This is a genomic window from Clostridium sp. MF28 (assembly GCF_002969175.1).
Lineage (GTDB): Bacteria > Bacillota > Clostridia > Clostridiales > Clostridiaceae > Clostridium > Clostridium beijerinckii.
This window is the reverse complement of sequence record NZ_CP014331.1, coordinates 2122003-2137463: the sequence shown is the minus strand read 5'-3', so window position 1 is coordinate 2137463 and position 15461 is coordinate 2122003. Positions and strand designations below refer to the sequence as shown.

The 15461-nt window shown below is 31.1% G+C and carries 8 protein-coding genes; all 8 read left to right on the top strand.

What is annotated here, in order from left to right:
* Nucleotides 1-43 precede the first annotated feature (43 nt).
* Nucleotides 44-4621, top strand: a complete 4578-nt coding sequence (gene gltB / locus AXY43_RS09495) for a glutamate synthase large subunit (RefSeq protein ID WP_038457919.1) — start codon at nucleotides 44-46, stop codon at nucleotides 4619-4621.
* Nucleotides 4622-4634: 13 nt separating this feature from the next.
* The gene (locus AXY43_RS09490; RefSeq protein ID WP_012060360.1) at nucleotides 4635-6107 is read left to right on the top strand and encodes a glutamate synthase subunit beta; all 1473 of its coding nucleotides are present in this window, start codon (nucleotides 4635-4637) and stop codon (nucleotides 6105-6107) included.
* Nucleotides 6108-6829: 722 nt separating this feature from the next.
* On the top strand, nucleotides 6830-7747 hold the full coding sequence (locus AXY43_RS09485) for a CPBP family intramembrane glutamic endopeptidase (RefSeq protein WP_105411459.1): 918 nt from the start codon (nucleotides 6830-6832) through the stop codon (nucleotides 7745-7747).
* A gap of 205 nt (nucleotides 7748-7952) precedes the next feature.
* Entirely contained in the window at nucleotides 7953-8177 is a 225-nt protein-coding gene (locus AXY43_RS09480; protein WP_243099199.1) for a hypothetical protein, read from the top strand.
* 618 nt (nucleotides 8178-8795) lie between these two features.
* On the top strand, nucleotides 8796-9530 hold the full coding sequence (locus tag AXY43_RS09475; RefSeq protein ID WP_105411458.1) for a phage replisome organizer N-terminal domain-containing protein: 735 nt from the start codon (nucleotides 8796-8798) through the stop codon (nucleotides 9528-9530).
* A 303-nt stretch (nucleotides 9531-9833) separates the two neighbouring features.
* Nucleotides 9834-11042, top strand: coding sequence for an NADP-dependent isocitrate dehydrogenase (locus AXY43_RS09470; RefSeq protein WP_023973195.1), 1209 nt, complete (start codon nucleotides 9834-9836; stop codon nucleotides 11040-11042).
* Between the two features lie 872 nt (nucleotides 11043-11914).
* Entirely contained in the window at nucleotides 11915-13903 is a 1989-nt protein-coding gene (locus tag AXY43_RS09465; protein ID WP_023973194.1) for a methyl-accepting chemotaxis protein, read from the top strand.
* Nucleotides 13904-13921: 18 nt separating this feature from the next.
* Complete coding sequence (locus tag AXY43_RS09460) at nucleotides 13922-15391, top strand: chemotaxis protein CheW (RefSeq protein WP_105411457.1); 1470 nt, start codon at nucleotides 13922-13924, stop codon at nucleotides 15389-15391.
* The last annotated feature ends 70 nt before the right edge of the window (nucleotides 15392-15461 follow it).

Sequence of the window (15461 nt, the reverse complement as noted above, 5' to 3'; positions counted from 1 at the left end):
GAAGGTACAAATGAATATATTATTATCTCAAGGGGGAATTTTAATGGAAAGAAATAATCCGAATGCACAGGGGTTATATAATCCATGTTTTGAACATGATGCTTGTGGAATTGGGACTATAGTAAACATTGATGGTGAGAAATCTCATGAAATATTATCAGATTGTTTAACTATCCTAGAAAAGCTAGAGCATAGAGGTGGTACAGGCGCTGATGAACATACAGGAGATGGAGCAGGAATATTATTTAATATACCACACAAATTCTTTCAGGAAGAATTGAAATCAAAAGGTATGACTCTCGGAAACGAAGGGGATTACGCTGTTGCTATGGTATTTTTACCACAAGAAGAAAAGGCAAGAAAAGAAGCTATGAGCCTTTTTGAAGATATATCAAAGGAAGAAGGACTTGAACTAATTGGGTGGAGAGAAGTTCAAACGAACCCTTCAATACTTGGAAAAGCATCGCTAGAAGCAATGCCTGCAATAATGCAAGCTTTTGTAAGAAGACCAAATGGAATAAAACCAGGAAAAGATTTCGAAAGAAATTTATATATTGTTAGAAGAAATATAGAAAAAAGAGCAGGATGGATAAGTAAATTCCTAAATGAAACTTTCTACATAGCGTCTTTTTCATCAAAGACAATAGTATATAAAGGAATGTTATTATCTACACAGCTTAGAGAATTTTATAAAGATTTAGAAGATGAAAGAGTTGAAACATCTTTGGCATTAGTACATTCAAGATATAGTACTAATACATTCCCAAGTTGGGAAAGAGCTCATCCTAATAGATTTATGATTCACAATGGTGAAATTAATACACTTCGTGGAAATGTTAATAAGGTTTATTCTAGAGAAACAAATGTTAAATCTAGAGCACTTGGAAAAGATTTAAACAGAGTGTTACCTATCATAAATAAAGAAGGATCAGACTCTGCGATATTTGATAACAATTTAGAATTCTTATATATGAACGGAATGGATTTAACTAGAGCTATTATGATGGCAATTCCAGAACCATGGTATAAGAGTAAAACTATGAGTAAAGAAATGAAAGCTTTTTATGAATATAATGCTACACTAATGGAACCATGGGATGGTCCAGCAGCTATCGTATTTACAGATGGCGAAAAAGTTGGTGCAGTTTTAGATAGAAATGGTTTAAGACCATCAAGATATTATATAACTAAAGATAGAAGACTTATTCTTTCTTCAGAAGTTGGTGCATTAGATATACCAGCTGAAATTGTTGAAAAGAAAGATAGATTAATGCCAGGTAGAATGTTACTTGTAGATACAGTTAAGAAAGAAGTTATAGATGACGAAGAATTAAAAAATTCTTATGCTAATCAATATCCTTATGGAGAATGGTTAAAAGAAAATCTGATTACTTTAGATAAAATGAATGAAAGTAAGAAGTTCAAGATTGAATATGATAAGGAAACTAGAAAGAAATTAGAAAAAGCTTTTGGATATACTTATGAGGAAGTAAAAACAACAATGCTTCCAATGGCTGAAACTGGAGCTGAACCATTAGCAGCTATGGGTGTAGATGTTCCCTTAGCAGTATTATCAAAGAATTCTCAACCGTTATTTAACTATTTCAAGCAGTTATTTGCACAAGTAACTAATCCTCCTATTGATGCTATTAGAGAAGAAATAGTTACAGCTTCTAATGTTTATCTTGGACCAGAGGGTAATATATTAGAAGATAAAGCATCAAATTGTGAGTTGATTAAACTCGATTCACCAATAATTAATGATGAAGAATTAGCTAAAATAAAGGCTTATAATAAAGGAAACTTAAAATCAAAAGTAATTGATATTGTATTTGATAAAGGTGGCTCTTTAGAGGAAGCATTAAATGAAACGTTTGAAAAAGCTCAAGATGCTTATGAAAAGGGATATACTATATTTATATTATCTGATAGAAATATAAGTGAGGCAAAAGTTCCTATTCCGTCATTACTTGCAGTATCAGCACTTCATCAATATTTGGTTAAAAAGGGAACAAGAACTTCAGTTGCTCTAATACTTGAAAGTGGAGAGCCTAGAGAGATTCACCATTTTGCTACATTGCTTGGATTTGGTGCTTCTGCTATAAATCCATATATGGCTTATGAAAGCTTAAGAGGGTTAATTGAAGAAGGATTACTTGATTTAGAATATGATAAAGCTGTTTACAACTATAATAAAGCAGTGCTTAAAGGTATAATTAAAATACTTTCAAAAATGGGTATTTCAACAATACAATCTTATCAAGGAGCACAAATTTTTGAAGCTATAGGAATTGGAAAAGAAGTTATTGATAAATACTTTACTAATACTATAAGCAGAATCGATGGAATTGGACTCGCTGAAATTCAAAAAGAAGCAGAGATAAACCACAAAAATGGATTTAAAGAAAAAACTTATGCAGCAGACTTTTCGCTAGATTCTCCAGGATATGAAAAGCTTAGATCAGGGGAAGATAGTGGAGAAGAGCATTTATATAATCCACTAACTATTCATAAACTTCAAGAAGCTACTAAAACATCAAATTATGAATTATTTAAAGAATATACTTCTTTAATTGATGATGAAAAAGCTGAAATCACTTTAAGAGGATTATTAGAATTTAACTATAATTCTAAGGCAATTCCACTTGAAGAAGTTGAGCCAGTTTCAGAAATTGTTAAGAGATTTAAGACCGGAGCAATGTCTTATGGATCAATTTCTAAAGAAGCTCATGAAGCACTTGCTATTGCCATGAACAGAATTGGCGGTAAGTCTAACACTGGTGAAGGTGGAGAAGATAAGGATAGATGGACTAAAGATGCAAATGGGGATTCAAGAAGATCTTCAATAAAGCAAATTGCATCTGGTAGATTTGGAGTAACTTCAGAGTATTTAGTAAATGCAGATGAACTTCAAATAAAACTAGCACAAGGAGCAAAACCTGGTGAAGGTGGTCAATTACCTGGAACTAAGGTTTACCCATGGATTGCTAAAACTAGACATTCAACTACAGGGGTTGGTCTTATATCACCACCACCTCATCATGATATTTACTCAATAGAAGATTTAGCTCAATTAATATATGATTTAAAGAATTCAAACACTGGAGCTAGAGTATCTGTTAAGTTAGTTTCAGAATGTGGAGTTGGAACTGTTGCAGCTGGTGTTGCTAAAGGTGGAGCAGAAGTAATATTAATTTCAGGGTATGATGGAGGAACAGGTGCATCACCTAAAAACTCAATCAAAAATGCCGGACTTCCTTGGGAACTTGGACTAGCTGAAGCTCACCAAACATTACTTCTTAACGATTTAAGAGAAAGAGTTAGAGTTGAAGTAGACGGTAAACTTATGAGTGGACGTGATGTTGCTATAGCTGCCCTTCTTGGAGCAGAAGAATTTGGCTTTGCAACTGCACCATTAGTAACTTTAGGTTGTGTTATGATGAGAGTTTGTAATCTAGATACTTGTCCAGTTGGAGTTGCAACTCAAAATGAAGAGCTTAGAAAGAGATTTAAAGGAAAACCAGAATATGTAGTTAACTTTATGTACTTTATAGCTCAAGAACTAAGAGAAATTATGGCAAGTCTTGGATTTAGAAATATTGATGAAATGGTTGGTAGAGTAGACAAACTTAAGCAGAGAGAAAATATTCATGGCTGGAAAGCTAAGAATGTTGATTTAAGCTCAATACTTTACACTCCAGATAAGTATAAAGGAAAAGTTGTTAAGTTTGATGAAACTAAGAAATACGACTTTAAATTAGAAAGAGTGCTAGATCAAAAAGTATTCTTAAGCCAATTTAAAGACGCTATAGAAAAGAAAGAAAAAGTAAACTTTGAAATTGATATAACTAATACTGATAGAACACTTGGAACTATTCTTGGATCTGAAATAACAAGAGTAAATGGTTCAGATGGATTAACAGAAGATTCTATTACTATTAAGTGTAATGGAGCTGCAGGGCAAAGTTTTGGTTCATTCATTCCAAGTGGATTAACATTTGAGGTTGAAGGAGATGCTAATGATTACTTAGGTAAGGGATTATCAGGTGGTAAGATTATAGTATATCCTCCAAAGAAATCAACATTTGTAGCAGAAGATAATATCTTGATTGGAAATGTTGCTTTATATGGTGCAACTTCAGGAAAAGTATTTATAAATGGTATTGCAGGTGAAAGATTCTGCGTTAGAAACTCAGGAGCGACTGCTGTTGTTGAAGGAGTTGGAGCTCACGGATTAGAGTACATGACAGGTGGTAAGGTTGTTGTTTTAGGTAAAACAGGAATTAACTTTGCTGCTGGTATGAGTGGCGGAATTGCTTACATTTATGAAGAGGATCCAAACTTTAGAATAAACTTAAATGAAGAAATGATTCTATTAGAAGAGTTAAGCTTAGAAGATGAAGAAGAATTAAAGAACTTAATTGAAGAACATGTGAAAGTTACAGGCTCTCCTAAAGGAAATAAAATATTATACAACTTTGAGACAGAAAAATCTAAATTCCACAAAATAATTCCAAAGGATTATAAGAGAGTATTGGAAACTGTTGAAAAGCATAAGAATCTTGGATGTGATGAGGATGAAGCATTAATTAAAACTTTCCAAGAAATTAAAGGAAATTAGGAGGGTTAGAAAAATGGGTAAACCAACGGGATTTTTAGAGTATGATAGAGAAGTAGGTAAAAATAGAGAACCTAAAGAAAGAATAAAAGACTATAAAGAATTTCATTTAAGTCTTCCAGCAGAAAAGCAAAGTATTCAAGGTGCAAGGTGTATGGACTGTGGTGTTCCATTCTGCCAATCAGGAGTATTATTCTCAGGTATGGTATCTGGTTGTCCACTTCATAACCTAATTCCTGAATGGAATGACTTAGTGTATAGAGGAAAATGGGATTTAGCTTATGAAAGATTAGATAAGACTAATCCATTCCCAGAATTTACAGGAAGAGTATGTCCAGCTCCATGTGAAGCTGGATGTACAGCAGGATTAAATGGGCCTTCAGTTGCTATAAAGGAAAATGAAAGAGCTATAATTGATACTGCTTTTAAAAATGGAATAGTTAAAGCTAATCCTCCAGCTAAGAGAACTGGAAAGAAAGTTGCTGTAATAGGATCAGGTCCAGCAGGACTTGCAGCAGCAGATACATTAAATAAATGTGGTCATAAAGTTACTGTTTTTGAAAGAAGTGACAGACCAGGTGGATTATTAATGTATGGTATTCCAAATATGAAGCTTGATAAAGAAGTTATATTAAGAAGAATAAATCTTATGGCGGAGGAAGGTATTAGATTTGTAACTAACGCTAATATTGGTGAAAATTATGATGCAAATGAAATATTAGATGAATATGATGCAGTAGTACTTGCAACTGGCGCATCTGAGCCTAGGGATCTTGTAGCAAAAGGTAGAGATGGAGTTAAAGGCGTACATTTTGCAGTAGATTTCTTAAAAGCTAATACAAAAAGTCTTCTAGACTCAAATCATGATGATAATAATTATATTTCAGCAAAAGATAAAAATGTAATTGTAATTGGTGGTGGAGATACAGGAACAGATTGTGTTGGAACTTCACTTAGACATGGATGTAAATCATTAGTTCAATTTGAAATAATGGGTGAACCTCTTAAAGAAAGAGGAGCTAATAATCCATGGCCAGAGTGGCCTAAAGTTCTTAAGGTTGATTATGGCCAAGAAGAATTTATAGATCTTTATGGCAAAGATCCAAGAGAATATTTAACTACAGTTACAGGTCTTAATACAGATAAAGATGGAAATCTTGAAAGTGTTGATACTGTAAAAGTTGAATGGAAGAAAGACGAAAATGGAAGATTTGGTCCAGTGCCAGTTGAAGGATCAGAAAAAACTTATCAAGCCGAACTTGTATTGCTTGCAATGGGCTTCACAGGTTCACAAAATTACATTAAAGAAGCTTTTGGTGTTGAATCAGATGCAAGAAGTAACATAAAAGCGAATGAAAAAGATTTTAAAACTAATGTACACAAAGTATTTTCAACAGGTGATGCTAGACGTGGACAATCATTAGTTGTTACAGCTATAAATGAAGGAATAAGAGCAGGAATATCTGTTAATGAATTCTTAAGAAAATAGCATATTGAAATGGGAGTGATATTCTAAGTATTTAGAAGTATCACTCCTATTTTTTGGATAAATTTAAATCTTAAATTTAGATACAGTAGGTGACAATAAGTAAGCACTAAATTCTATTAAGAATATTTTTATAACTAACATATTTATGAATAGTATGTATATTGCAAAAATAATTTTTCATAACGATTATAAAAATATTGCAAGAGTCTTAGCTGTAATTGTGAATTGTGAAATGTGCATTGTGAATTGTGAATTGTGAATTGAAATATATATATTAGGAAAGTAACGCCACACTCAGTATAGATTCGCATGAAATATATATTTTAATTAATAATTAAGAATATTTTCATGAATTTATATTAACTAGATATATATAATATAGAGGTGAATATTTTTTATTCTTTAGGAATTTATATTACAATAAAATCTGTGGATAACTTAAAAAAGGTTGATTGACTAGTTTTTGTATTTTAAAAAGAATAAAAAAGAAATCTTATTCGCCTGCCAAATTTTTCTCACATGCGTTCGAAAAGGCAGATGCGTGAAAAAATCTCCGGCTCCACAGTCGCCTGCGATTTTGTTCTTCTCTAGGAATTTATATTGAAGATAAATCTTCAGACATTATGCAAATTGAGGGGATAAATTATGAAAAAGGGTTGATTTAGAGATATATGTTTTAAAAGAGAATAAAATTGTAAAGAGAAATTGATTGGAGGATGTTAATGAGAATTTTTAGTAATGATCGTAAGCAAGTAAGATCTGGTTGGAAGATAATACTTGTTTTCGTATGTTTCTTTGTATCTACAACTATAATGTCGGTTGTCTTCAGTAATATATATAGTGCATTTGTTTTTATGACTAATCCAGCATTGCTGTCAAAGCAAGATGAGGGTATAAGTTATATTACTGAGCAGCTCTTAAGTATGTCTTCTTTTCCAGGCGCATTTTTAAATTTGATACAATGTATACTAATGATATTCTTTGTAGTTTTATTCTGGAAAGTTCTAGATAGAAAAAAAGTGAAAGATATTGGATTGATTAATATAAAAAGAGGTTGGAAAGATTTATTTTATGGCTTATTATTTGGCGCAATATCATTTACTATAGTTGCAATTATATTGTTATGTACTAAATCAGTTGAACTAGTGAATAGTTTTAATAGTCCAAACTTTTCAAGAACATTATTTTTACAGCTTATTGTTTTTATATTTGTTGGCATTAATGAAGAACTTTTTGCTAGAGGGTATTGCATGACTGTTTTAAAACAAACTAAAATAGCATGGATTCCTATTTTAGGATCATCCATAATTTTTTCACTAATGCATTCATTAAATCATGGAATCAGTTTACTTGCATATGTTAATTTGTCTTTATTCGGGATTTTTATGGGATATTTATTCATAAAGACTAAAAATATATGGATGTGCATAGGATATCATATAACTTGGAATTATTTTCAGGGTGACATTTTTGGATTCTTGGTAAGTGGAAATGTTACAGATTCTATATACACCATAAGAACTATTAATTCAAATATAATTAATGGAGGAAGCTTTGGACCAGAAGGAGGAATAGTTGTTACAGCATTGCTTGTAGTAACGATTTTAATAACATATAAATTCATACCTTATAAAGCATAAAATGCATAAAAAACCTACACATATGAAAAGAGTGCGAAGCACAATACGGAACTTAAAATATGAAAAGAGTGCGAAGCACAATGCGGAACTTAACCAAAGTCGACTACGATTTTGTTATGTACATTGTAAATTTTACATTCATAAGGTATACTTAAGGTATGCTTTTAACTAAATGAGAAACTAAGTAATATAGAGGTTGAGTGTAATGAACAGAGAATTTAAAAGATATATGTATATTATAGGAACAATTTGTATAATATTTTTAGTAGGATCATTAATTCTACATATTCTTCCATGGCTTCTGATAGCAGGAGTAATAATATATATTGTTATGAAGATAGTGGGATTTTTTAAAGAAAAAAAGAGAAAGAAGAATTTAAAAACTATTATAATAATGATAGAGATAAGGAAGTCTACAGCACTCCTGTAGATGACTATACAACTGGAGAAATTATTGATGTTGAATATGAAGATGTAGACAAAAAAGAAAAATAATATTTTTATATTAAAGCTCAGTTTTGGTAACTGAGCTTTTTTGCTGTCTAAATAATTACGCATAACTTAGTTAGAAAATTATAATTTTGATAAAAAAATTTGTTAGAACCCTTTATATATTTCTTTTTTTGCGTATATATTAATTGGAAGGATAAATATGCACCGATAAAAAGAGCAGCTATGCACTACTGAAAAGAGCAGCTATGCTGCGATACGGAACATTTCTGCAATCAGTAACTTTTTTTGAGTGTAAGAACCTTTTTGGATTAACTCGATAAGATGTAAATATGAGGGGATGATGAATATGAAAGAGAGAAGATACGCACATTGAAAAGAGCAGCTATGCACCTATAGAAAGAGCAGCTATGCTGCAATGTGGAACTTTTCTGCATATAAGAACGTTTTTTTTGAATTAATTAGTGGTATGTGAGTATGAGAGGAGATTGATGAGCATGAGAGAAAGAAAGTATGCACATTGAAAAAGAGCAGCTATGCTGCATATAATAACATTTTTGTGAATTAACTTGTTGGTATATAAATATGAAGGGAAATGATGAGTATGAAAGAGAGAAAATATGTAAAATTCAGAGTTGATATGTATGATGACACAAAATTTAAGATAATAGATAGGATGTCTAATAGAGACCTTATTCACTATGTCTGGAACAGGATGGTTGTTTTAGCTGGAAAGGTGAATCAAGAGGGAGAATTATATATGTCAAGAAATATTCCATACACAGTAGAGACATTATCAATAGAATTTAATAGAGAGATCAGTGAAGTAAAAGCTGCATTAGACGTTTTAATGAATTTAGAAATGATTGAAATCGTAGATAATAATATATACAAGGTGAAAAATTTCGTGAAGCATCAAAATATCAAAGTTAAGGAAAAAGCTGAAATTGTAAAAAAGGAAAATAATACAGAAATTTTAGAAAAGACTGATATGGATAAAAATAAGAATAATGAAACAACACTTTTAAAAGCGAATAATAAAAAATTAAATAATGAAAATAAAAGCGATGAGAATGGTGGGGGTATTGAGGTAAAGAAGGATATTAGTGAACATAATAATTCTCATGTAATTTTCGAAGTAGACAAAAATATAAGGAAGAAGAATAAGGGGAACAAAAAGAAAAATGAAAGCATTATAGAAGTTTATGATGAGGATGTTTCTAATGATTCTACAGATAAAAGACATAGGGATGATGCTATTTGCTGGCTTAGTGACGGTGATATTACTTTAGGAGAAGGAGAAACTATAATAGCTGAGTGGTCTTTTGAGTAATTGTAATATATATGGCAATTCACAATTACGGTTAAAATTCTTGCAATATTTTTAGAAGTATCATGAAGAATTATTATATATATTAAAATTGAGTTTCGATATTTTGTCTTAATTAAGTGCTTAGCTTATTAGAAATTTAAATGTGAATTTATTATTAAAACATATATAATAATGCTAATTGTTTGAAAATAGGGTGTTAATATTGTATAATTATTTATAGAAATTAAGATGTCTAAAATAAAAAAGAAAGTTAGTTTCTAAAGATTTTTAAAGTAAATATAAGCAATATAGGAGGCAATAAATATGGAAAAGATAAAAATGTCAACTCCGTTAGTTGAAATGGATGGAGATGAAATGACAAGAATTATTTGGGGCGCAATAAAAGAGGAGTTATTAAATCCTTTTATTGAATTAAATACAGAATATTATGATCTTGGATTAGAGTATAGAAATGAAACTAACGATCAAGTTACTGTAGATGCTGCAGAAGCTATCAAAAAGTATAAAGTTGGGGTAAAATGTGCAACTATTACACCAAATGCAGCAAGAGTTAAAGAGTATAATTTAAAAGAAATGTGGAAAAGTCCTAATGGAACTATAAGAGCAATATTAGATGGAACAGTATTTAGGGCACCAATTATAGTAGAACCAGTTAAGCCATATGTTAGAACATGGAAAAAGCCTATTACGATAGCAAGACATGCTTATGGGGATGTATATAGGGATGTTGAAATGAAAATAGAAGGTAAAGGTAAATGTGAACTTGTATTTACCTCTGAGACTGGCGAAGAAAAAAGAGAGTTAGTACATAACTTTGCAGGTGATGGAGTAGTTCTTGGTATGCATAACCTTAATAAGTCTATTGAAAGTTTTGCAAGAGCTTGCTTTAATTTTGCACTAGATACTAAACAAGATCTATGGTTTGCAACTAAAGACACAATTTCAAAGAAATATGATCATACATTTAAGGATATTTTTCAAGATATTTTTGATGAAGAATATAAAGCTAAGTTTGATGAGGCGGGCATTGAATATTTCTATACGTTAATTGATGACGTTGTTGCTAGAGTTGTTAAATCAGAAGGTGGAATTATCTGGGCTTGTAAGAACTACGATGGAGACGTAATGAGTGATATGGTTGCTACAGCATTTGGTTCACTTGCAATGATGACATCTGTACTTGTTTCACCAGAAGGAAACTATGAATATGAAGCAGCACATGGAACTGTTCAAAGGCATTATTACAAACACTTACAAGGTGAAGAAACGTCAACAAATTCTATTGCAACAATATTCGCATGGTCTGGAGCATTAAAGAAAAGAGGAGAACTAGACAATAATGCTGATTTAGTTAATTTTGCAGACAAATTGGAAAAGGCCTCAATTAAAACAATTGAAGATGGAATAATGACTAAAGACTTATCGTTACTTGCTGAGCATGATAACATTCAAACATTAAATACATTTGACTTTATTAAAGCTATAAGAAAGACATTAGAGGAAATACTTTAATCTTATTTTGTGTGATTTAATATTTAAGAATGAGTGCACACAATGTTATATCTGTGTTTTAATAATAGATTTATATTTAAAGTCTAGCACAACAAGTGCTAAGTTATGTTGAAAATTTAGAAACTTAACTAATATATATAAAGTATAAATGAAAATAGGCTGTGCAAGATAGAATGTTTTTCTATTTTGGATAGTCTATTTTTTATATTCATTTTGAATAAAATGAATATAAAAAATATAGGAAACTTAGTTGATAGCATTATGTATATATATGTTGCAATTTAGAATGTACATTTTACAATTCACAATAATTCTAAAAAAATTTTGCAATATTTTTAGAGTTATAATGAAGAATTATTTTGGTAATATATATTGAAATATAAAGCTTATGTTTAAGAATTCTAGCAAACTAAATATTTGAATAAATTATATTTATTTAAGTAAATAATCAAATGGCTTTTATTAAACTAGTTAATTCGACATATTTATCTAATTTACCATTAGCTTTTATAATTGTTATAAGTTTTATGGTTTAATATATAGTGGGAATATTATATAAAATATAATTAAATGCTTAATAATTGAAAAGTATAAAAAAAGAGCATAAAATGGTGTAAATTATAATAAAATATCATTTATAATATTGATGCACCTTTGATTTAATGTTAAAATTAAATTGTAATTAAATATATTGGTAAAATTCTAAAATCCATTATTTAAATGAGGCTTGAATTACTAAGTTTATGTGTTATTAACATGTATTTTTCATAATGTTGTAAATTGTATTCATATAGATTTAGATAAGATAAGTAAGTCGCATTAAAAATATGGATTTTTTTTATATTTTGTATGTATTTCAGGAGGAGATTTTTATGGAGAAGAAACTTGCGAAACCAACTACAACGATTAATAAGGAAGCTAAAAGTGAAAGAGCAGGCTCGATGACTGCAAAAAGTAGCACAAAAAGAGCTTCACTAGAACATAGCGCTGATGCCATGGAGAAGAAAAGAGAGATTGCAAGAAAGCAAGCACAAGAAAAAATGAGATCAAGAACTTTGGCAAAACAACAACAAATGGCTGAAAGAATATCAACTGCAACAGAACAATTAGCGGCAGGTATTGAAGAAGCAAGTGCATCATCTAGGGAACTTGGCGCTACAATGGCTCAAATAGCAGCTGGAGCAGTTCAAGCGTCATCGGCAGCGGAAGAATCAAGAGCAGCGGTGAATCAAATTGATAAGGCTTCTATTGTAGCAATGGAGAGGGCAAAAGAATCATTAGATAGAATGAATGAAGCTCAAGCATTAATAAGAACAACTGCAAGAGATACAGAACAGCTTATATTAGGAATTAAGGAAGCAGCTAAAACAAATCTTGAATCTGTTAAATTAATAAATGAACTTGAAAAACAATCTGATGAAATAGGCAATATTGTACAAGCAGTAGTGCGAATAGCTGACCAGACAAATCTACTTGCTCTTAATGCGGCAATTGAAGCAGCTAGAGCAGGGGAACATGGAAGAGGTTTTGCAGTAGTAGCTGACGAAGTAAGAAATTTGGCAGAGATATCAGAAAAATCTGCTCGTAATATAACAGATCTAGTAAATGAGATACAAAAAAATGTTAAAGTTGTTGTGACTGACATAGAGGCTTCAGGAAAAGCAGCAGATGAAGAAGTTGAGAAGGCAAAAAAGATTACAGAGGATTTAATAAAAGTTGAAGAGGATGTTACTGTAGTACAAAGTAGTATAAATGAAATAGAAGAAAATTCTGCAGATGCAAATAAAGGCGCATCAGAATTTTTGGAAATATCTGAACAAATAGCGGCAGCGGCAGAAGAACAAACTAGTGCAGCAGAAGAAGTAGAAAGGTCGATAGAAGAGCAAAATAGAGCATTTGAAGAATTGAATATAGCGGCTTCTGAACTTTCACAATTATCAGAAGAATTGAAAGTATCAACAGATACACAAAAGTCATCTGAAATACTAGCATCTACTGCTGAGGAACTTTCTTCGAATGTAGAAGAAGCAAATTCGGTTGCAACTGAGATAATGAGAGCTATTGAACAAGTAGCAATAGGAGCAGAAGCACAAGCAAACTTGACAGATAAAGCAGCAGCAATTAGCGAAAGATTAGCGGCTGGGGCAACTCAAATGAATTCGAGATCAATTGAATCAGCAGAAAAAGTAACAGAACTTCAGAAGTTAGTGGATGAAAATAAACAAGGGATAGACATAATGATAGAAGGAATTAGTTCTTCAGCTGAAGCTAGTACTGTAGCTGCAAAGAATATCAAAAGTCTTGAGGAAACTACTAGGAAAATTGATAAAATTGTAGATGCTATTGTAAATGTAACAATTCAAACTAATATGCTAGCAGTTAATGGATCAATAGAAGCAGCAAGAGCGGGTGAGTTTGGAAGAGGTTTCTCAGTAGTAGCAGGAGATATAAGAACATTAGCAAATGAGTCAGCTGAGAATACTGATAAGATAAAAGACTTAGTGCGAGGAATTCAAAGTCAAATTACAAGAGTTGCGACAGACATAGAATTATCTAGTAGAACGTCTTTTAGTGAGGTAGAAAAAGCAAATGTAATAACTGATAATTTGCTTATAATACAGGATAGTATGAATACTATTTTAAGTGGAACAAATGAAATATCTAAAGGCGCAGAAGAAACCATGGTAGCACTTGAGCAAGCTAAAAAAGGTGTTGAGCAAATTTCATCTGCAGCTCAAGAAACTTCTGCTGCTACAGAAGAGGCGAGCAATGTGGCAACAGAGCAATCGAAAGGAATGCAGGAACTTGCAGAGGCTATAGAGGAGATAGCAGGGCTTGCAGATGAATTACAAAATATGTAATGAATGGAGGGATAGCAAATGGCTTCTATAGAAAACAATTTGAGTTTAACAGAAAGACAGTTGGTAACCTTCCATCTTGGAAGTGATGAATTTGGAGCAGACATAATGAACGTAAAAGAAATAGTCAGAGTCTCCGAAATTACAAAAGTACCCAATGTCCCACTCTATGTAGAGGGTGTATGCAATCTTAGAGGAAATGTACTTCCGATTATAGATGGCAGGACAAGATTTAACATGGAAAAAAAGGACAAAGATGAGAATAGCAGAGTACTTGTAATTGATATAAATGGTAGGGCTACGGGGGTAATAGTAGATAGAGTTTCAGAAGTAATGAGAATAAATTCTTCGGAAATTGAAGCTACTCCAAGTATAATGAGAACAGAAAATATGGACTATTTAAGTGGGGTATTAAAACTTGATAGTGGTAACCGCATTATATTGCTTTTAGATTTATTAAAGGTTCTAAATGCTCCTGAAGTCCAAGAGATTGATTTAAAAGATTTTAGTGAAGATTTAGGAATGGTTAATAATTTAATAGAAAGAGAAAAAATAAATGAAGAGCAGTTAGTTTCTTTTATGGTGGATAAAGAGGAATATGCAATAAATATAATGCAAGTAAAAGAAATAATAAGAGTAATTGAAATAGCCAAGGTTCCAGGTACTGAGGATTATATTGAAGGTGTAGTATCAATAAGAAATAATCTGTTACCAATTATAAATTTACGAAAATATTTTGAATTAGAGGTTTCAAAAATAAATGATCATACTAGAATTTTGATAGTTGATATGGGGAAAATAACTTGTGGAATAATGGTGGACAAAGTTTCTGAGGTGAAAAGAGTTCTAGAAAGTGTTATACAGCCCCCGCCAAGTATTTTTTCTAATGAAGAAGAGCCTCTTAAGGGTGTGGCTAAATTAGATGATGGAAAAAGACTTGTTATGATTTTAGAACCAACCAAGTTAATCGCTCTAGAAAAACTTGAAAAAATTTCAGGAATAGATGAAAGCAAAGAAGAAAATTTTAAAACTATCGAAAAACAATTGCTAGATGAAGAACAATTAGTAACTTTTAAAATAGATAAAGAAGAATATGCTATAAAAATAAATTTTGTTCAGGAAATAACAAGAATGACAGAAATAACAAGAATTCCAAGAGCTCCATATTTTATTGATGGCATTGTAAATCTAAGAGGAAATATAATACCAGCATTAGATTTAAGAAAATTATTTGAAATGGATGAAAAACAAGTGACAGATTCAACGCGAATTATTATTGTAGATCTAAATAACAAAAAAACAGGAATAATTGTTGATGAAGTTTCTGAAGTATTAAGATTTGAAAAAAGCCTTATAGAAAGTTCGCCAGATATATTAAGTCAAGGAAAAACCAATAAATATATTGATGGGGTTGGAAAGATAGATAATGGAAATAGAATGGTTATAATACTAAAATTGGATCAGATACTGAATTTTAATAATAATAATTAAACTGTAAATAGTTCTATTTAGGTGACCGATATTTCAAAATCTAAATGGAACTTTATAGAATAATTAATTT